The 18,842-nt window shown below is 52.1% G+C and carries 15 protein-coding genes; 13 read left to right on the top strand and 2 right to left on the bottom strand.

The window, feature by feature from the left end; genetic code table 11:
• The first annotated feature begins 79 nt into the window (after positions 1–79).
• From FCL47_RS07770 to FCL47_RS07760, 3 genes are all read left to right on the top strand, one after another.
• On the top strand, positions 80–529 hold the full coding sequence (locus FCL47_RS07770; RefSeq protein ID WP_136812915.1) for an NfeD family protein: 450 nt from the start codon (positions 80–82) through the stop codon (positions 527–529).
• Between the two features lie 79 nt (positions 530–608).
• Entirely contained in the window at positions 609–1,574 is a 966-nt protein-coding gene (locus tag FCL47_RS07765) for an SPFH domain-containing protein (protein ID WP_136812914.1), read from the top strand.
• Positions 1,575–1,579: 5 nt separating this feature from the next.
• Positions 1,580–2,479, top strand: a complete 900-nt coding sequence (locus FCL47_RS07760) for a DMT family transporter (RefSeq protein ID WP_136812913.1) — start codon at positions 1,580–1,582, stop codon at positions 2,477–2,479.
• A gap of 26 nt (positions 2,480–2,505) precedes the next feature.
• Here FCL47_RS07760 and FCL47_RS07755 read toward each other — a convergent pair whose 3' ends face one another.
• Positions 2,506–3,336, bottom strand: a complete 831-nt coding sequence (locus FCL47_RS07755; protein WP_167496409.1) for a DnaJ domain-containing protein — start codon at positions 3,334–3,336, stop codon at positions 2,506–2,508.
• A 261-nt stretch (positions 3,337–3,597) separates the two neighbouring features.
• Here FCL47_RS07755 and FCL47_RS07750 point away from each other — a divergent pair, with 261 nt between their 5' ends.
• The 10 genes from FCL47_RS07750 (at position 3,598) to FCL47_RS07705 (ending at position 17,306) form a co-directional block, all read left to right on the top strand.
• Complete coding sequence (locus FCL47_RS07750; RefSeq protein WP_136812911.1) at positions 3,598–4,785, top strand: anaerobic nitric oxide reductase flavorubredoxin; 1,188 nt, start codon at positions 3,598–3,600, stop codon at positions 4,783–4,785.
• A 566-nt stretch (positions 4,786–5,351) separates the two neighbouring features.
• Positions 5,352–5,759, top strand: a complete 408-nt coding sequence (locus FCL47_RS07745) for a hypothetical protein (protein WP_240744174.1) — start codon at positions 5,352–5,354, stop codon at positions 5,757–5,759.
• A 257-nt stretch (positions 5,760–6,016) separates the two neighbouring features.
• The gene (locus tag FCL47_RS07740; protein ID WP_136812910.1) at positions 6,017–7,165 is read left to right on the top strand and encodes an iron-containing alcohol dehydrogenase; all 1,149 of its coding nucleotides are present in this window, start codon (positions 6,017–6,019) and stop codon (positions 7,163–7,165) included.
• Positions 7,165–8,355, top strand: coding sequence for an ATP-binding protein (locus FCL47_RS07735; protein WP_136812909.1), 1,191 nt, complete (start codon positions 7,165–7,167; stop codon positions 8,353–8,355). Before FCL47_RS07740 ends, FCL47_RS07735 begins: the two co-directional genes overlap by 1 nt.
• A gap of 12 nt (positions 8,356–8,367) precedes the next feature.
• Positions 8,368–9,705, top strand: a complete 1,338-nt coding sequence (locus tag FCL47_RS07730; RefSeq protein ID WP_136812908.1) for a sigma-54 dependent transcriptional regulator — start codon at positions 8,368–8,370, stop codon at positions 9,703–9,705.
• Between the two features lie 386 nt (positions 9,706–10,091).
• Positions 10,092–11,273: an iron-containing alcohol dehydrogenase gene (locus tag FCL47_RS07725; protein WP_136812907.1), complete on the top strand. Its 1,182-nt coding sequence runs from the start codon at positions 10,092–10,094 to the stop codon at positions 11,271–11,273.
• Between the two features lie 95 nt (positions 11,274–11,368).
• Positions 11,369–13,096, top strand: a complete 1,728-nt coding sequence (locus FCL47_RS07720; protein WP_136812906.1) for an aldehyde ferredoxin oxidoreductase family protein — start codon at positions 11,369–11,371, stop codon at positions 13,094–13,096.
• Between the two features lie 232 nt (positions 13,097–13,328).
• Positions 13,329–14,243, top strand: coding sequence for a DMT family transporter (locus FCL47_RS07715; protein ID WP_136812905.1), 915 nt, complete (start codon positions 13,329–13,331; stop codon positions 14,241–14,243).
• Between the two features lie 71 nt (positions 14,244–14,314).
• Positions 14,315–15,274, top strand: a complete 960-nt coding sequence (locus FCL47_RS07710; protein WP_136812904.1) for a multidrug resistance efflux transporter family protein — start codon at positions 14,315–14,317, stop codon at positions 15,272–15,274.
• Positions 15,275–15,320: 46 nt separating this feature from the next.
• On the top strand, positions 15,321–17,306 hold the full coding sequence (locus tag FCL47_RS07705; RefSeq protein ID WP_136812903.1) for a cation:proton antiporter: 1,986 nt from the start codon (positions 15,321–15,323) through the stop codon (positions 17,304–17,306).
• On the opposite strand, the gene FCL47_RS07700 is transcribed toward FCL47_RS07705, so the two are convergent.
• A complete protein-coding gene (locus FCL47_RS07700) occupies positions 17,269–18,792 on the bottom strand; it encodes an acetyl-CoA hydrolase/transferase C-terminal domain-containing protein (protein ID WP_136812902.1) in 1,524 nt (507 codons plus the stop codon). The two genes, FCL47_RS07705 and FCL47_RS07700, sit on opposite strands and share 38 nt — an antisense overlap.
• Positions 18,793–18,842: the final 50 nt, after the last annotated feature.

Below are 18,842 nucleotides of genomic sequence, written 5' to 3'. Positions count from 1 at the left end.
ATAAATCTGGTAAAACTGAAGAAAGGAGGGCTGGCAGATAGCCCTCCTTTCTTCGTTTAAACCAAGAAGGGGAGATGCGATGACAATGATTGATCCTGCACTGTACTGGCTGATTATCGGGGTAATGCTGTTTTTTCTCGAAATGGCGGTGCCTGGTTTTGTCCTGTTCTTTTTCGGACTGGGGGCTCTGGTGACGGCTCTCGCTGCCTGGCTGACCCAGATCAGTATCGCCTGGCAGCTGGCTCTTTTTATCTGTGCCTCTCTTGTTTCCCTGCTGGGCTTAAGAGAGAGTATCCAGAACAGGTTGTTTCCTGCCAAACCCAAAGACGGAGAAGCCGATGAGGATGTGATGCGTGCAGTTCCCGGTGACAAGGGGGTTGTCAGCATGACCATCGCTCCCCCTGCCGAAGGGCGGATTAAATATTCGGGAACATCCTGGCGAGCCAGCGCCGACGAAAAAATAGAGGAGGGCGAGATTGTCGCCATCGTTCGTCAGAAAGATCTGGTTATTCATGTGGAAAAAGTCTAACCCCGGTAAACGGGAAGATATGCTGCCCATTCACCTGCTGTTTGCCAAGCCATCAACCCCGCAAGGGGAGGAGGAAAATATGGAACAAAATCTCATAGCTCTCGGAGTTATCCTGGTATTTGTCGTGGTGGTCCTGTGGAAGACTGCGGTGGTGGTTCCCCAGCGTTCTGAATATGTGGTTGAAAGGCTTGGCAAGTATCGGACAACCCTGGAAGCCGGCTTTCATATCCTCATCCCGTTTCTGGATGTAGTTGCGTATAAACGAATCTTAAAGGAAGAGCCGATAGATATTGCCGCGCAGACCTGTATAACCGCGGATAACGTCACTCTGGAGGTTGATGGGATCCTCTACCTGCAGGTAGTGAATTCGAAAATGTCCGCCTACGGCATTGACGACTATCGTTTTGCCGCCACTCAGCTCGCCCAGACCAGTCTGCGCTCGGCGATCGGCAAGATTTCTCTCGATAACACTTTTGAAGCGCGGGAGAGCCTCAACGGCCAGGTCGTTATGGCCCTTGATGAAGCGACTGCCAGCTGGGGCGTCAAGGTGCTTCGTTATGAAATCAAAGATATCCAGCCGCCAAGAACGGTCCTTGAAGCGATGGAGAAGCAGATGAAGGCCGAACGGGAGAAACGGGCCGAAATAGCCAGGTCGGAAGGCGAAAAGCAGGCTATTTTAAACCGGGCGGAAGGAGACCGGGGAGAGGCAATTTACCTGTCCGAAGGCGAGAAAATCAAACGGGTAAACGAAGCCGAAGGCCGGGCCCTGGAGATCCTGAAAGTGGCCGAGGCAACTGCTGAAGGCATCAAGCGGGTGGCAGAGGCACTCTCTGCTCCGGGTGGCAAAGAGGCCGCCAGTCTTGAGGTGGCCAAGCAGTATCTCACCGAATTCGGCAAACTTGCCAAAGAAAACAACACGATGATCGTACCTGGCAACCTCACCGATATGAGTGCGATGGTCGCTACGGCGATGTCAACCTTCCAGCATGTCAAGAAAGGGACGGATAGTACCGGTTCGGAACCGGAAATCCGCTTGCGGAGTTGAGGCTGTTGTCTGAAAAGGGTGCAAAGCATTCCCTGTTGTTTATTCATCTGCTGATGCTGTTGGCGGCGACTCTTGTTTCCACCTCTTTTACCGTCGGCGCTGCGATAACCGCGGAGCTTGATCCGGCGGTCCTGACCTTTGTCCGTTTTACCCTCGCCGCCTGTATTTTCGGGCCCTGGGTGTATTATAAATACGGCTTGGGCTTCTCTTTTTCGCTGTTTTTCCGTTGCGCTCTGATCAGTGGCTGCCTGGTGATTTTTTTCTGTGCCATGTTTTTAGCCCTGCGTTATACCAGCGCCCTCAATATCAGCGTCATTTTTGCTCTTGTTCCCTCCATCTCGGGGCTGTATGCCCTGGTGCTGCTCGGTGAGCGTTTACAGAAAGAGCAGCTGGTGGCGCTTGCCTGCGGGTTGATTGGTGTGATCTGGGTTATCTTCCGGGGGGATCTCGCGCAGCTTTTCGCCATGCAGTGGAACAGAGGGGATGTGATCTTTCTTGTCGGCTGTATTGGCATGGGGCTTTATACTCCGCTGGTAAAACTTGTCCACCGGGGCGAATCGATGGCGATCATGACCTTCTGGGTTCTGGTGACGGGCAGTCTCTGGCTTCTGCTGGTAACCGGCAGCAGGTTCCGCACGGTCGACTGGGCTGCAGTTCCGGTTTTTGCCTGGGCGGGAATAGCTTATCTTGTCGTATTCACTACTATTATAACATTTTTTCTGACCCAGTATGCAGTTACTTATCTGGGACCCACCCGGGTGGCTGCCTATTCCTATCTGTATCCTGCCCTGGTTCTGCTGATTGATCTGGCACTCGGCCATGGGCTGCCGCCATTGCGCGTTATACCCGGCGTCTTTGTCGTGCTTGCGGCCATGTTCGTTTTGCAGCGAAAAAAAGGGGTTTGATACCTTGTGAACACCGGCAGCGTGGGTCAGGCCGACTGGTCATATTCCTTTCTTACCAAATGCAGGAAGAGGTCGCCCCGTCCCCGTGGACCTGGGCGGCCTTTGCCCCGGATGCGCAGCCTTTGTCCATCCTTGCTGCCGGGCGGGATGCTGACCTTCAGGGTCTGTTCTCCCTGTTCTCCGTAGACAAGTACCTGGATGATTTTGCCGCGGCGCAATTCACTGTCGGTAAGCGGGGTATGATAGGTTGTGTCAAGATCGAGTTCCCGGGGGGGCGGAGAATTACTTTTACGAGGGCTGCCGGCACCTTTGCCCATACCAAGCAGCGAGCCGACGGCATTACCGACCGATTTGAGCACTGACGCTTTGTTCGTCAGACTTTTCCGGGCAACTCCGGTCAGCAATGGCTTCGCCAGGGATCCGAGCAGAAAAATACCGCCGACGAAGATACCGCCCTTGCCGCCGAAAAAACTTTTTCTGACGAACTGCGTGCTGTAGCGAAACCCGGATCGCTGGAACTCACGTAAAATTCCACTGAACATCTGTTGAAAACGGGGATCTTTAAAGAGGTCCCGAAGAATGTCTTCCTGGCTGTAGGTGAAGCCGCCGCCGGCACCACTTGCCTGACCATTGGTAAAGATTTTACCGCTGGCTCTGCAGGCATCATATTCCCGTCGTTTCACCGGATCAGTCAGAACGCCGTACGCTTCGGCAACTTCCTTGAATTTTTCTTCCGCTGCCGGATTATTCGGGTTCCTGTCAGGGTGATACTGCATTGCCAGTTTCCGATAGCTTTTGCGCAGCTCCTCGTCGCTGGTTGCGGTGGATACCCCTAGTATTTTATAGTAGTCTTTCATCGGGCAAATTTTTGTTGAAAACAACAGGAAGAAATTATCCAGACTGACCCAACTGATTAATATATTTCTTCTGTCGATTGTTACAAGAAATAAATAGGGATGCTCCAGGACTTCACTCCTTTGGTGAAAGATAATTCCCCCGCTGTGTTTTTTATGATTATGATGCATTGTATATGAAAAAATATATACTGCAGGTGCTTGAAAAAAGGCTGTATGTTGGCAGTCTAAAACAGTTCTGTAAAAATTGAGGGGGAAAATACCATGAGCATGCAAGTGAAAAACAATATTTACTGGGTTGGCAAGATAGATTGGGAACTGCGAAAATTCCACGGGGATGAGTATTCCACCCATAAGGGCTCTTCTTACAATTCGTATCTGATAAAAGAACAGAAAGTCGCTCTGATCGATACGGTGTGGGGACCTTTTGCCCGGGAATATGTTAAAAATCTGCAGCAGGAGATCGATTTGTCGCAAATCGACTATGTCATCGCCTGTCACTCGGAAAATGACCATAGCGGCGCTCTGCCGGAACTTATGCGGCACATCCCCGAGGTGCCTATCTACTGCACCAAAAACGGGGCGAAAATTCTCAAAGGGCTCTATCACCAGGATTGGAATTTTCAGGTGGTAAAAACAGGCGATAAGCTCAGCCTCGGTGACAAGGAGCTCATCTTCGTCGAGGCTCCCATGCTCCACTGGCCGGACAGCATGTTCACCTATCTGACCGGCGAAGAAGTTCTGTTCAGCAACGATGCCTTTGGCCAGCATCTCGCCTCTGAATTCATGTTCAATGACCGGGTGGACCAGGCGGAACTCATGCAGGAATGTCTCAAATATTACGCCAATATTCTCACCCCGTTCAGTCCCATGGTTATCAGAAAGATAAAAGAGGTGCTGGGTTTCAACCTGCCGCTCGATATGATCTGCACCAGCCATGGGATTATCTGGCGCGACAATCCAGCCCAGATTGTTGAAAAATATCTTGCCTGGGCTGATAACTATCAGGAAAACCAGATAACCATCCTCTATGACACCATGTGGAACAGCACCCGGCTTATGGCCGAAGAGATAGCGGCTGGAATCCGTGCGGCAGATGACCAGGTAACGGTCAAACTGTATAACCTGGCCAAGACCGACAAGAACGACGCCATAACCGAGGTCTTCAGATCAAAAGCCATCCTGGTTGGATCGTCGACTATAAATAACGGGATTTTAGTGGCTATCGCGGCGCTGCTGGAAGAGATGAAGGGATTGAAATTCAAAAATAAAAAGGCTGGTGCCTTTGGCAGTTACGGCTGGAGCGGTGAGGCGGTGAAACAATTATCGACCAGGCTTGCCGATGCAGGCTTTGAAGTAGTCGATGAAGGAGTACGGGTACTCTGGGCCCCGGATGCGGATGGAGCCAGGGCGTGCCGGGAATACGGCAAAACATTTGCGGCAAGTGTATAACCGGGGGCAGGCTTTCTGCTTGAACCCAAAAGTCTGCAATGAATAAAGGCGGCAGGGTAATTTTTTTTAATCATCCCGAACCCTGTTACCGCACCTGACTTTGCCGTTGCCTCAACGCGAGTACCCGGCCGGCCCTTCGGCCCGCAGTCGGCGGGTACTCATCGTTTTTTCTGCAGTACTTTCTTTTCCTTTGACGTTGCTGACGACCCCGGAATACCGGCCCGTGCGTTCTCTCGCTCAGATCCGTGCAGTGTCCGCCGACTGCGACCGGGAAAAACTATGGCAAGCGGAATCGAGAAATTGTATCTATACGCTTCCTGCCTCGACTGGTCGATAGCGGAAAAGTAACAAGAGTAGTAAATTTTATGTGATTACCACTAAACCTCAGCTATATGGGGCTATGAGGTGCCCTTTTCACGGGACGCCATAAACCCATCCCTGGGGGCTTGACCGCAGCCATCCAGGCTGCGGAACACCCGTGCAAAGGGCACCTCATAACCATCTGGACCTTCCAAGTTGAACTTTAGTGGTAATCACAAAATTTTATGAAAAGGAGAGTCTCAGGCATGATGGCAGAGATACAGAAATCTGGGGAATGTACCGACAAGAAGATGGGGCGCATTGGTTACCGGCCCTATTGGGTTTTGAGCTTTTCCGTCCTCGTCAGGGCAGTTCATCAGGTCGGAGCGGCGCTTTTCCTGGCGTCTTTCCTGCTCGATGAGGTCGTGCATCTGCCCACGCTTTATCTGGGGATTGTTTTTGCCAGCGGCGTAGTGTTGTTTTTTACCGAATGGATGAGACATAGACAGATTTGCAGGGAATTATCGGGTATGAGTACCCTGGTCAAGCTGATATTGCTTGGCGCAGCCTATCATGGCTTTTTTCCGGCATCAGCGACGGTATTGTCTGCTTTCGTGCTTGCCTCAATCAGCGCACATGCACCAAAACAGCTGCGGCACAGATTGTTGTATTAATGAAAAAATGTATTGATTTGCTCCCCCTGGCGCATTTTGTATTGGTCGGATATCCGCTGCTGGGTAATTGTGACCCGATTCTATGAGGGGGACATTGGGAAAACTGCGTCTGTGCTGGATTGACAATCAGGCGTGAGATTTGCATTGTTTCTTTGGAGTACGTTCTTGTCAGAGCTTATGAGTACATTGCCTGGTAAAGATAAATTTTCTGCTATCCGAAAGTGTGACGGCAGTAACCCATCCGCAGAGAGTACGATATGGATATAACTAAGTTTGCCATCCCCGAAATTATTTTTGGTCGGGGAAGTTTGGATTACGCAGGGCAATGTGCGCTGCGGCTTGGCGCGAAGAAGGTGCTTCTGGTCAGTGACTCCGGGATCGAAAAAGCCGGCTGGGTGCAGAAGTTGATGGACATTCTCAAAAAAGAGGGGATAGATTGGGTGTATTATTCCGGCGTCACGTCCAATCCCCGTGATATCGAAGTCGAGCAGGGGGCTCGGTTTTATCTGAACAATGGCGCGGACGTGATCATTGCCATCGGCGGCGGCAGCCCGATGGACACCGCGAAAGGGATTGCGATCATCGCCAGCAATGGCGGCAGGATCAGGGATTATGAAGGCGCCAACCGAGTCAGCCGCCCGCTGCCGCCGATGATGTTGATTACCACCACCGCCGGCAGTGGTTCCGATATCTCCCAGTTCTGCATCATAACGGATGTCGAGCGGGCGGTAAAAATGTCGATTATTACCCGTACCTTGGTCCCCAATATTTCCATCGTCGACCCGCTTATCCTGCAGACCAAAAGCGAAACCCTGATCATTCAGTCCGCAGTCGATGCTCTGGCCCATGCAATCGAGGCCTATACGTCGACGATTGCCTCGGCTTTTACCGAGATGCAGTCTTTAAAAGCCATCGATCTGATCATCAAAAATCTTCCCTGTGCGGTGGAAACGAGATCTCTGGACTGTCTGGAACAACTGAGTATTGCCTCCGTTGCTGCCTCCATGGCCTTCAGCAATGCCAGCCTGGGCGCAGAACACGCCCTGGCCCATTCGCTCGGCGGCCACTTTGATATGCGGCACGGGGTGATCCATCCGATCCTTCTTACTGCCGTCATGCGGTTCAATCTGCAGGGTGCGGAGGGAAAACTAGCCGACATCGGTCAGGTGATTCTCGGGCATAAGCTTGGTGCAGCACATGAAACCGCTCTTGCCGGGATTGAAAAGCTTGATGAGTTTTTTGCCACTTTTAAGGTATCGCAGAGACTTCGGCAGGAGATCGGCGAAGAGGATAAGCACTTTCTGAAGCCGATCTGTCAGATGGCGGTCAATGACGCCTGTGTTCTGACCAATCCCCGACCACCTTCCTGGCAGGAACTGCTGAGCATCTGCGAGGAGGTCTGGTAATGAAAATTACCACCCTGGAAGACCTGATAGGCATCGAGCATTCCAAGCTTGGTTTCTACCAGGAATTGCAGCAGAAAGTCGAACAGCTCAAAACTTCCAATCAGGAGCTGGAGAGAAAACGCAAGGAAATTCAGGCGGTTCTGGACGGCATTACCGATCTGATGCTGGTGTTGTCCGAGGACCTGAAAATCCAGCGGGTCAATCATGTGTTTTCTGAGTGGTTCCCCGGCATCGATCCCATCGGCAGAACCTGTTATCAGCTCTTCAGGGGCAAGCAAAGCCGATGTGAAGACTGCCCGGCCCAGCGCTCTCTCGTTCTCGACGAGATTGTCAAGGATCTCTGTATCTATAAGGTGAACGATAAATTCAGACATTTTGAAATTATTGCGTCTCCTCTTAAAACCGGCGTCTCGGCTGAACGCAATGTGCTGCTTTTTAAGCGCGATGTGACCCTGGAAAAAGAATTCCAGGCCCAGTTCTATCAGGCGGAAAAAATGGCCACGGTTGGTGCTCTGGCCGCCGGGGTTGCCCATGAAATCAACAACCCTTTGGCGGCAATAAGTGGTTTTGCCGAGGGGCTGCAACGGCGGATAGGACGGATTCAGGGAAAGGTAGAGCCGCAAATACTCGATGATTTTAACGAGTATACCGATACCATCATCAAAGAATGTCTCCGTTGCCGTGACATTGTGCAGACACTGCTCACCTTCAGCCGACCGGTCGCCTCGAGTCTGTCTCCGGTGGATATGAATCAATGTGTCCGGGATACCCTTTTTATTCTCAAGCATCATTTTAAAGAGCAGCATAATATTGCCGTCAAGACCGACCTGCAACCCAACCTGCCGGTTATCATGGGTGACGAATCACAGCTGAAACAGGTGATAATCAACCTTTTTACCAATGCTTTTGATGCAACAGGAGACGGTGATACAATTCGTATCATTACCAATGGAGGGCCAAACGGAGGCGTTGAATTGATTGTTGAGGATTCCGGCTGTGGTATTCCCGCCGAACTGCATGATAAACTCTTTGAGCCTTTTTTTACCACGAAACCGGTGGGCAAAGGGATCGGCATCGGTCTGTCGACCTGTTACTCAATTGTCAAGAATCATTACGGAGAGATCACCGTGACCAGCAGGGAAGGACATGGTACCTTTTTTAAAGTCTCTCTGCCGGGGATTACGCTCTAGAGGAGTACGCGTATGGAACAAGAAAAATACACAGTCCTGGCCATCGACGACGAAGAGCCGATACGAAGACTGCTGCAGAAGGAACTCACCACCGACCGGAGGGAAGTACTGACGGCGGCCACTGCCGCATCGGCACGGGAAATGTTGCGAACGCACTGGTTTGATGTGATCATCATGGACCTCCGTTTGCCGGACATCCACGATCTTGATCTGTTGATCGAGATAAAGGACACCGTGCCGCATATCGAAATCGTGATGATCACCGGTCATGGCGATATCGACAGCGCGGTGAAGGCGATAAAGCTGGGTGCCTGCGATTTTATCCGTAAACCGTTCAACCTGGACCGGCTGGAACTGGTAATTGAAAAAGCCCACCAGCGTGTCCTGCTCTCGCGGGAAAACACCATCCTGCGCCATAACAGCAGCATTGATCAGCAATCGGTGCAGTTCATCGGCAATTCTCAGGCCGTTCGGGACATTAAGTTTCTGGTTAACAAGGTGGCGCCGGCGAAAATACCGGTCTTGCTTACCGGGGAGTCGGGTGCCGGCAAGGATGTTGTCGCCAGGTTGATTCATCAGCGATCTGCCTGTGCCGGTCATCCGATGATTATTAAAAATTGTGCGTCCCTGCAGAAAGATCTGGCCCGGAGTGAATTATTCGGCCACATGAAAGGTTCTTTTACCGGTGCTACCGAATCGAGTGAAGGGCTGATGGCTTATGCCCACGACAGCACCCTGTTTCTCGATGAAATCGGCGAGCTTCCTCTGGGGGTTCAGGCCTCGCTGTTGCGAATTCTTGAAACCCAGACCTACAGGAGGGTTGGTGAAAAAGAAGAACGAATGGTCAACATCCGTTTTATATACGCCACCAACCGTAATCTTGCCGAAGAAGTGGAGAAAGGACGTTTTAACGAAGCCTTTTTTCACCGGATCAATGCCTTCAATATCGAGATTCCGTCGCTCAGTGAACGTAAGGAAGATCTGCCTCTGCTGGTGGATTTTTTCTTGACCCGCCTCAGTCCGGACAATACGTCGTATCGGATCGTCGACAATGCCATGGATTGCATTCTTCGCTATAACTGGCCGGGCAACGTCCGGGAGCTGCGCAATGTTATCGAACGGTCGATTATACTGGCGGAAAATAACATCATTACTGAACGTTGTCTGCCCCGGGAGCTGGTCTCAATATCGGAAGACAACCTGGCCACTCTCAGTCTTGAATCCGTTGAGAGAAATCATATCCTGAAAATGTTGCAATTTTATGATGATAACCGGCAGAAAACTGCAGAAACTCTCGGCATCAGCAGAAAAACACTCTATAGAAAACTCGAGAAATATGCCGGGCACTAATATCTCTTCCATGACTCCGGGTCGTTTTGACTTCTTTCCTCTCATGCCTGTGTCTTTTTGACCCACCGCCCCGGATACTGTCGGTATCTGTTGTTTTTGCGGTGAATTCCTCCCAGAAACTCTATCCGTAACGCTCCAGCTGTTCCTCCCGAGGGACACTTTGGTATCGCTGATTGTCGAGTGAAAACATGTAACTTTTTGTTTTTACTGTAAATGATAATTTGGCACGCCTCTTGCTTTTGTTTAATTGCGCAAGAGATGGATCCAGATGCAACTGTAGTGAAGGCTGATCTCGCCAATAAGTTTTGCGGGAGCTTTTTTAGTACTCGTTTGACAGGCGTAAGCCACTCAACACAATAACCTCAGTCAAAAAAGGAAGGTACATTATGGCAGTTCGAGAAGAAGTATACGGCTATTTCATTCCCAGTGTAACTCTGATAGGTATTGGTGCAGCAAAAGAGATTCCAGCAAAGATCAAAGCACTTGGTGGCAGCAAGCCGCTGATTGTCACCGACAAAGGTATTACCGGTGCCGGGATTACCAAACAGATTACCGATCTCCTCGATGGCGCCGGCATGAAATATGTCGTTTTTGACGAGACCATCCCCAACCCTACCGACAAGAACGTGGAAGCCGGAGTTGCGGTCTATGAAAAGAATTCCTGCGACAGCCTTATCACCCTTGGCGGCGGCAGTTCCCATGACTGTGGCAAAGGTGTCGGCCTGGTCATCGCCAACGGCGGCAGAATCCAGGATTTCGAAGGTGTTGATAAATCGACCAAACCAATGCCTCCCTATGTAGCGGTGAACACCACCGCCGGTACAGCTTCAGAGATGACCCGTTTCTGTATCATCACCGATACCAGCAGAAAGGTGAAAATGGCCATCGTTGACTGGCGCTGTACTCCAGGTATTGCCCTTGACGATCCGCTGTTGATGATGGGTATGCCACCGGCACTGACCGCAGCAACCGGTATGGACGCACTGACCCACGCGGTTGAAGCCTACGTTTCAACCATCGCCACTCCAATGACCGACTCGGCTGCGGAGAAGGCGATTGAACTGATCGCTACCCACCTCCGTCCTGCAGTTGCCAACGGCCAGGATATCGTTGCCCGTGAAGGGATGTGTTATGCACAGTATCTCGCCGGTATGGCCTTCAACAATGCCAGCCTTGGTCATGTTCATGCCATGGCCCATCAGCTCGGCGGTTTCTATGACCTGCCCCACGGTGAATGTAATGCAATCCTGCTCCCCCATGTGTGTAATTTCAACCTGATTGCCAAGATGGACCGTTTCGTCAAAATTGCCAAGTTGATGGGTGAGAATGTCGATGGTCTTTCCCCACGCGAGGCCGCTGAAAAAGCATTGTCTGCCATCAAAAAACTGTCCACCGATATCGGCATTCCTGCAGGTCTCGTTGAACTCGGCAAAAGATACGGCAAAGAAGTCAGCGCCAAGGATATCGACACCATGACAGGGAATGCTCAGAAAGATGCCTGCGGTATGACGAATCCCCGCACCCCGACAGATAACGATGTGAAGGCTATTTATAAAGCAGCATTATAATTCATTGTCAGCTGTAAATTGCTATTAATTTAGTATATTGCGGGGTATGGATTCGTCCGTACCCCGCAGTTGTTTAATTACCGAGGAGTATTGCCATGACAGACAAGATATTTCGTGTAAACATGTCCGATCTAACCACCAGAGTGGAAGAGGTCCCAGCTGCTTGGGCAGGGCTCGGTGGCCGCGGCCTGACTTCCAATGTGGTTGCCGCCGAGGTGGAGCCTACCTGCCACCCGCTCGGTAAAAATAATAAACTGGTTATCGCCCCCGGGCTGCTTTCCGGCACCCAGGCCGCCAACTCCGGCCGTCTTTCCTGCGGCGCCAAGAGTCCGCTGACGGGCACCATTAAAGAGGCCAATGCCGGTGGCACTTCGGCTCAGATGCTGGCTAAACTTGGGATTAAGGCGCTGATCATTGAAGGGAAACCACAGGTCGATACCTGGTACAGTCTTCATGTAACCGCAGATGGTGTTTCCATCAATGAGGAAACCGAGCTCATTGGGAAAGGAAATTACGAGGTTGTTACGACCCTCAATACTCGTCTGGGCGAAAAATTCGGGGTTATTTCCATCGGCCAGGCAGGCGAGATGAAAATGGCTGCGGCAAATATTTCCATCAAAGATCCCGGCTCAAGAATCCGTTCCAGCGGACGAGGTGGTCTGGGTGCGGTGATGGGCTCAAAACAAATTAAATTCATCGCGGTCGCGCCGACCGACAATAAGGTTGCCATTGCCAGGCCCGAGGAGTTCAAAGCAGCCAACCGGGCATTTGCCAAAGCCCTGGTCGATCATCCGGTCAGCCAGGCTCTGGGTCAGTATGGCACCAATGTTCTGGTCAACATCATCAACGAAGCGGGGGCGCTCCCAACCCGTAATTTCACCTCCGGTCAGTTTGCCGGTCATGAAGAAATTTCCGGGGAAACCATGTATGACACCATTGTCGCCCGCGAAGGAAAACCGAAACACAATTGCCATCCGGGATGCGTGATCAACTGCTCGCAGATTTATAACGACAAGGACAATCAATACAAGACCTCAGGTTTTGAGTATGAATCCATCTGGGCCCTGGGCGCCGATTGCTGTGTAGACAACCTCGATCATATAGCCGAAGCTGATTATATCATGGACGATCTGGGTATTGATTCGATCGAGACCTCAGTCGCTTTTGGTGTGGCCATGGAAGGCGGACTGCTTGAATTCGGTGATGGTCCGGGTGTGCTTCGGATCCTGCGCGAGGATGTCGGCAAGGGCACGCCTCTTGGCAGAATCATGGGGGGTGGGGCAGGTAATGTCGGCAGGGCTTTTGGGGTTACCAGGGTGCCGGTGGTCAAAAATCAGGCTATCCCTGCCTACGATCCTCGCGCCATAAAAGGTATCGGTATCACCTATGCCACCTCGACCCAGGGAGCTGATCACACTATGGGCTATACCATCGCCACCAATATCCTTGGTGTCGGGGGTAAAGTTGATCCACTCAGCCAGGAAGGACAGGTGGAGTTGTCGCGTAATCTGCAGATTGCGACAGCTGCAATCGATTCGACCGGCATGTGCCTGTTTATCGCCTTTGCCGCCCTTGACAGCGAAACCTGCCTGCCGGCCCTGATCGACATGATCAACGCCCGGTTCGGCATAGCGCTTACCGCCGATGATGTTACCAATCTTGGCATGTCCATTCTGAAAACGGAGCGCGCATTCAACATCGCGGCAGGTTTCACCAGCCAGGACGATCGACTGCCGGAATTCTTCCAGGAGGAACCGATCGCTCCGCATAATGTGGTCTGGGATATTAAGGATGAAACCATCGATTCATTCTGGAACTTCTGATTAGTACCTTACAGATTCTTTTCTTGGTTTTGTGCAAGAAAAGAATCTGTCTCAAGGTACTTACACCCCTCAAGGGGGTACTGAAGAGAGTCCCGGCTTATTTCCCGTCTCCCAGCCGGTAGCATCGCGTACAATGCAGTCGATGTGCTGCCGGCTGATATACTGCTTGTTTTTTCTCTGTTTTCCCTCTAAATATCGTCCTCTGAACATTTAAGTCGAGAGGTCGTTTATTATGCCATTTATCGGCGAGGCAATAGCTCTCACCACAGTGCTGTGCTGGACTTTCAGCGTGCAGTTTTTTGCTGCTGCCTCCAAAGAGGTTGGGGCGACCCCGGTTAATATCATTCGGTTGTTCGTTGCCCTGCTGCTCTTTACCGCCCTGCTGTTATTCAGGCAGGGGGCATTGTTCCCGGTTGATTTCCCGCTTCGTGCCTGGTTTATGCTCAGCCTTTCCGGCGTCATCGGTTTTTTCATCGGCGATATCTTTTTATTTAAGGCACTGGTGGAACTGGGGCCGCGGATTACTATGTTGATTCAAAGCCTGGCGGCACCTACTGCCGCGGTGTTCGGTTGGAGTTTTCTGCATGAGAGTTATAATCAGCAGCAGTGGCTGGGCATGGCTGTTACCCTCGCCGGGGTTTGTGCCGTAATTCTTGAGAAAAGCAGGGATGCGGCTCCTGCCAGAAAATTGCAGGTAGCCAGGGTCTCCTTTCGGGGGGTCGCCTTTGCTTTTGCGGCCATGCTTGGTCAGGCGGGCGGGTTGCTGCTCAGTAAAAGCGGTATGCAGACCGATGCCGGATATCTGGATGCATTTTCGGCAACGCAGATCAGGGCCCTCGCCGCCTTCTGCTGTTTTGTCCTTTATTTTACCGTGACCGGTAGATGGCAGAATGTCGGAGCCGCGCTGACCAACAGAAAAGCGGTGGCTTTTACCGCCATTGGCGCGGCCATTGGCCCTTTTATCGGCGTTTCCATGTCCCTTATGGCCCTGCATTATCTGCCGACGGGTGTTGCCTCGACCTTTTTTTCTCTGATCCCGATCTGTATTATTCCTTTTTCCATTTATCTCCAGAAGGAACATGTCTCCCTCCGGGCCATAGCTGGTGCAGTCGTGGCCGTTTTCGGGGTATATCTTCTTATGGTCTGAGAATTTGCCATGCATAAAGAGATATTTGCCGGTATCTTGTGATTTAATACGAAAAAAGATTTTTAGAAATTATGCTTCGACTGGTACTGACCGGAATTCTTGCCGCGTTATTTTTCAGCTCCACCTTCGTTCTGAACCGGGCCATGAGCCTGGAGGGTGGTCACTGGCTCTGGACGGCTTCGCTGCGATATATGTGGATGCTGGTGTTGCTCTGCATCTGGCTGGCTGTTACCGGACGGGGCAGACTGGGCATTAAAGCGCTGCATCTGTATCTCCGGCACTGGTTGTTCTGGACGATCGCCGGTTCTGTCGGTTTTGGAGTGTTTTACGCACTCATCAGTTTCAGCGCTTCCTATGCTCCCGGCTGGGTGGTTGCGGCAACATGGCAGCTGACTATCCTCGCGACCCCCGTGGTATTATTGCTGTTCGGCCGCCGGGTCTCTTTTCGCGCGGTGCTGTTCACCTTCATCGTTTTTGCCGGGGTGCTCCTGATTAATATCGAGCAGGCAACCGCCGTACCACTCCGCGATGTCCTGCTTGGTGCGTTACCCGTGCTTGGTGCTGCTTTTGCCTATCCTCTTGGCAACCAGATGGTGTGGGAAGCGAGAATAGCTGTTCATGAGCACGACGTGCCGTATCTCAGACGTCTTCTGCCCACCATCGATCATCCGGCCATGGACGATGCCATCTGCCGCGTTTTGCTGCTCACTCTGGGTTCGATACCGCTGTGGATAGTGCTGCTGGTGTGGCTCTCCCCACCGATGCCGGGTGCTGGCCAGCTGTTGATGACATTGCTGGTAGCTCTGTTTTCAGGTGTTGCCGCGACCAGCCTGTTTCTTGGTGCACGGCATATGGCTGGGAGTCCGTCCGAGCTGGCGGCTGTAGACTGCACCCAGGCGATGGAGGTAGTTTTCACTCTTGCCGGAGAGGCCCTGCTGCTCGGGGGAACGCTCCCCGGCTTCATGGGCTGGGCGGGTATTGTCTTGACTCTTCTTGGGCTGGTACTCTACCTGCAGATGCAGAAAATTTAACAATCCATTCTTTTGACGATTTTTCCTTTCCGCTGAGGGCTGCTGCATGGGTATTGCAACCGATATTATTATTCTTGTTCTGACTGCTTTTTTCTGTGGTCTGGTGATGCAACGACTGCATCAACCGCTGATTCTCGGATATATTCTGGCCGGCATCATTCTTGGCCCGCATACCGGCGGTGTGACGGTTCGCGATATTCATGATATTGAACTGCTGGCGGAAATCGGGGTGGCACTGCTGCTGTTTGCTCTTGGCCTGGAGTTTTCTCTTAAAGATCTCCGTCCGGTGAAATATATAGCCCTTATCGGTACGCCCCTGCAGATGGTTTTGACCATTGGCTTCGGCTATGCAATTGGTCGGCTGTTTGGCTGGGAATGGAAGACCGCTCTCTGGTTCGGCTCTTTAATCTCGCTGTCGTCGACCATGGTCATTTTGAAGACCCTGATGAATCAGGGCTGGCTGGGGACACTGTCGAGCAAGGTCATGATTGGCATGCTGATCATCCAGGATCTGGCGGTCGTGCCGCTGATGATCATTCTGCCCCAGTTAAACAATCCTGCCGGCGGTATTAGCGTTCTCGGTCTTGCCTTCATCAAGGCTGCACTCTTTCTGGTCGCCATGTTTTTTCTCGGCACCCGTCTGCTGCCCTACCTGCTCAAAACTATCGCCGAGATCGGCTCCCGTGAATTGTTTATCCTGGCCATTACCGCTATTGGTTTAGGTGTCGGCTATACCACCTATCTGGTCGGACTGTCTTTTGCCTTTGGCGCCTTTATTGCCGGCATGGTTCTCAGCGAGTCGGATTACGGCCACCAGGCTCTCAGTGATATCATTCCGCTGCGCGATCTGTTCGGGCTGCTGTTTTTTGCCTCGGTGGGCATGCTCCTCGATCCTCGCTTTCTGCTCAGCCACTTTACGCTCATCCTGCTTCTGGTCGTCGTTGTCAGCATCGGCAAGGGGTGTATCTTTGCTCTCCTGGCCAGGCTCTTTCGTTACCGCAACGTCATTCCACTCGCGGTCGGCCTGGGGCTGTTCCAGGTTGGGGAGTTTTCCTTTGTCCTGGCCCGGATCGGGGTAGCCAGTCAGTCTATTACCAGTGAATTTTATAATATGTTTCTGACTATGGCGGTCGTCACCATGGTGTTGACCCCCTTGATTTCGTCGCAGACATCGCGACTCTACAGCCTTAAAAAAAGATGGGTTCAGAACGAGCCTCTTGAAGCGCTCAATTTTCCGGAAGATGAACTGCGTAACCATGTGGTCATCGCCGGCTGCGGCCGTATCGGGATGCAGATTGCCGAGATGCTGCAGCAGCTGGCGATTCCCTTCGTCCTGGTGGAGCTTGACCAGATGCGCATCGAAAGGGCGAAGGCTGCCGGTTTTCCAATTGTCTATGGCGATGGCAGTCAGGAGGTGGTTCAGGAGGCGTTACGGATAGAGCGTGCTGCTCTTCTCGTTGTGACAATCCCGGGCATCGTCGTCGCTCGTTCCATAATCAGCCATGCGAGAAAAATCAACAGCGGGATCAGGGTGGTCGCCCGCATGTCCGACCCGGACTTTTTCGATGTCTTTAATGAATTGCAGGTGACGGATCTCGTTTATCCTGAATTTGAAGCGGGCCTGGAAATGATCAGGCAGGTGCTTCTCTATCTGCGAATTCCAGTGCCGGAGATTCAGCACCATACCGAAAATCTCCGCCATCAACTGCTTACCCAGGCAGCAACTCCTGCGGAAGGATATCGGACTCTTGGCCAGATGCGGGCCGCTGAACAGCAGTTCGATCTGCAGTGGGTCGAGATTGATACCGATAATCCGCTGATAGAAAAGAGTATTGCTGAAGCCGAAATTCGCAAGATAACTGGGGTGTCGATTGTCGGAATTATTCGCAACGGCACCCTTCAGACCAACCCTGAACCCTCTTTTCGGTTTCGGCAGCACGACCTGGTGGCGATTATCGGCTCAATCCAGGCCCGGCATAAATTTCATTGTTTTATTAATCCATTATCGGAAAAATGCGTTGTTTTGCCGTGAGGTGCATATCGCCTTTTTCCAGGAACGCCTGGTGCATGAAGAAGGCTTTCTCGATGATATGCGGCTCGTGGCCGCCGCGCTCCCGGACTGCTCGTTGATAATAGTCCCATAATTGATCGCGGTAATCGGGGTGAGCGCATTTTTTGATGACCTGCTCGGCGACCTGGCGAGGGGTTAAGGGGCGGGTATCCACCAGGCCGTATTCCGTCACGACCAGATCCACCGAGTGCTCGGAATGGTCGACATGGGTAACCATGGGGACGATGGCCGAAATCAGGCCACCCTTGGCGGTAGAGGGTGTAACAATAATGGACAAGGCACCGTTGCGCAAATAATCCCCCGAGCCGCCGATGCCGTTCATCAGTTGGGTGCCCATGACATGGGTGGAGTTCACCTGGCCGTAAATATCGACTTCGATAGCAGTATTGATTGCGATGACCCCGAGGCGGCGGATCACTTCCGGGGAATTGGATATTTCGACCGGCCGCAGGACAATTTTCTCCCGGTAGCGATAGATTTCATTAATAAAGCGTTCGCGGGATTTTTCCGACAGGGTCAGGGCCGAGCCGGAAGCCGCCCGCACCTTGCCCAGATCGATAAGGTCGAGCACGCTGTCCTGGAGAACCTCTGAATAGATATCGATGGATTGAAAGTTATGGTCGTCGATAAATCCGGAGAGAACGGCGTTGGCTACATCACCGACCCCCGCCTGCCAGGGCAGGGCTGCGGGAAGGCGATTTTTTTTGATCTCATGTCGCACAAAATCGAGAATGAACTCGGCGATTCGACTGGAGGTGGCGTCCGGCGGCGTGAAAATCGGGCAATGATCCCGCTCCGTGCTGAACAGGATGGCCACGACCCGGCTGGGATCCATTTTGATAAAAGGTTTACCTATCCGATCAGCACTGCGGTAAATGGGAATGGGCATCCGATACGGCGGATCTTCCGGGATGAAAATGTCGTGAATTCCTTCCAGGTCCGGAGAATTCGATGAGATCTCAATAATAATTTTTTCAGCTTCCTGCACATAGGTGGGGGTGTTGCCGACCGACATGGTCGGGATAAGATGGCCCTGTTCGGTTATCGCGGCGGCCTCGACTACAGCGACGTCACACCGCCCCCACTCCCCCGCCCGCACCTTGGCAGAGAGCTGGGAGAGGTGATCGTCTTTAAATTTTATATTGCCCTCGTTGATCTGGCCCCGCATATATCTGTCGCTCATATAGGGTCGGCGCCAGGAAAGCAGATTGGCCCGGGCCAAGGCCCCGTCGACCATATCGCCGGTCGATGCCCCGGCGAACAGGTTGATCTTGAATTGTTCACCCTGCTCCGCCCGCCGTACCAGCTCCCGGGGGATAAGTTTGGGATAACCGGCGGTGAATCCGGAAATAAACAGGTTTGTGCCGTCCTGAATATGTCGGGCGGCCGTGGCCGGATCGGTAATTTTGTCCTGCAGGGGTTTATAACGCACCCGGTCTGTCAACATGCCAGTGTCTCCTTCCATGAAAAAAAAATTCAATAGTACAATTGGGAATA

It is taken from the genome of Desulfopila sp. IMCC35006 (genome assembly GCF_005116645.1).
In the GTDB taxonomy this organism is placed as follows: Bacteria; Desulfobacterota; Desulfobulbia; order Desulfobulbales; family Desulfocapsaceae; genus Desulforhopalus_A.
This window is presented reverse-complemented; position numbering and strand designations above follow the sequence as displayed.

Coding starts and splice junctions, on each gene's coding strand:
- FCL47_RS07700 (WP_136812902.1), bottom strand. CDS start 18,792: ATGTTGACAGACCGGGTGCGTTATAAACCCCTGCAGGACAAAATTACC.
- FCL47_RS07745 (WP_240744174.1), top strand. CDS start 5,352: ATGATGGCAGAGATACAGAAATCTGGGGAATGTACCGACAAGAAGATG.
- FCL47_RS07715 (WP_136812905.1), top strand. CDS start 13,329: ATGCCATTTATCGGCGAGGCAATAGCTCTCACCACAGTGCTGTGCTGG.
- FCL47_RS07725 (WP_136812907.1), top strand. CDS start 10,092: ATGGCAGTTCGAGAAGAAGTATACGGCTATTTCATTCCCAGTGTAACT.
- FCL47_RS07720 (WP_136812906.1), top strand. CDS start 11,369: ATGACAGACAAGATATTTCGTGTAAACATGTCCGATCTAACCACCAGA.
- FCL47_RS07710 (WP_136812904.1), top strand. CDS start 14,315: ATGCTTCGACTGGTACTGACCGGAATTCTTGCCGCGTTATTTTTCAGC.
- FCL47_RS07730 (WP_136812908.1), top strand. CDS start 8,368: ATGGAACAAGAAAAATACACAGTCCTGGCCATCGACGACGAAGAGCCG.
- FCL47_RS07750 (WP_136812911.1), top strand. CDS start 3,598: ATGAGCATGCAAGTGAAAAACAATATTTACTGGGTTGGCAAGATAGAT.
- FCL47_RS07735 (WP_136812909.1), top strand. CDS start 7,165: ATGAAAATTACCACCCTGGAAGACCTGATAGGCATCGAGCATTCCAAG.
- FCL47_RS07770 (WP_136812915.1), top strand. CDS start 80: ATGACAATGATTGATCCTGCACTGTACTGGCTGATTATCGGGGTAATG.
- FCL47_RS07765 (WP_136812914.1), top strand. CDS start 609: ATGGAACAAAATCTCATAGCTCTCGGAGTTATCCTGGTATTTGTCGTG.
- FCL47_RS07755 (WP_167496409.1), bottom strand. CDS start 3,336: ATGAAAGACTACTATAAAATACTAGGGGTATCCACCGCAACCAGCGAC.
- FCL47_RS07705 (WP_136812903.1), top strand. CDS start 15,321: ATGGGTATTGCAACCGATATTATTATTCTTGTTCTGACTGCTTTTTTC.
- FCL47_RS07740 (WP_136812910.1), top strand. CDS start 6,017: ATGGATATAACTAAGTTTGCCATCCCCGAAATTATTTTTGGTCGGGGA.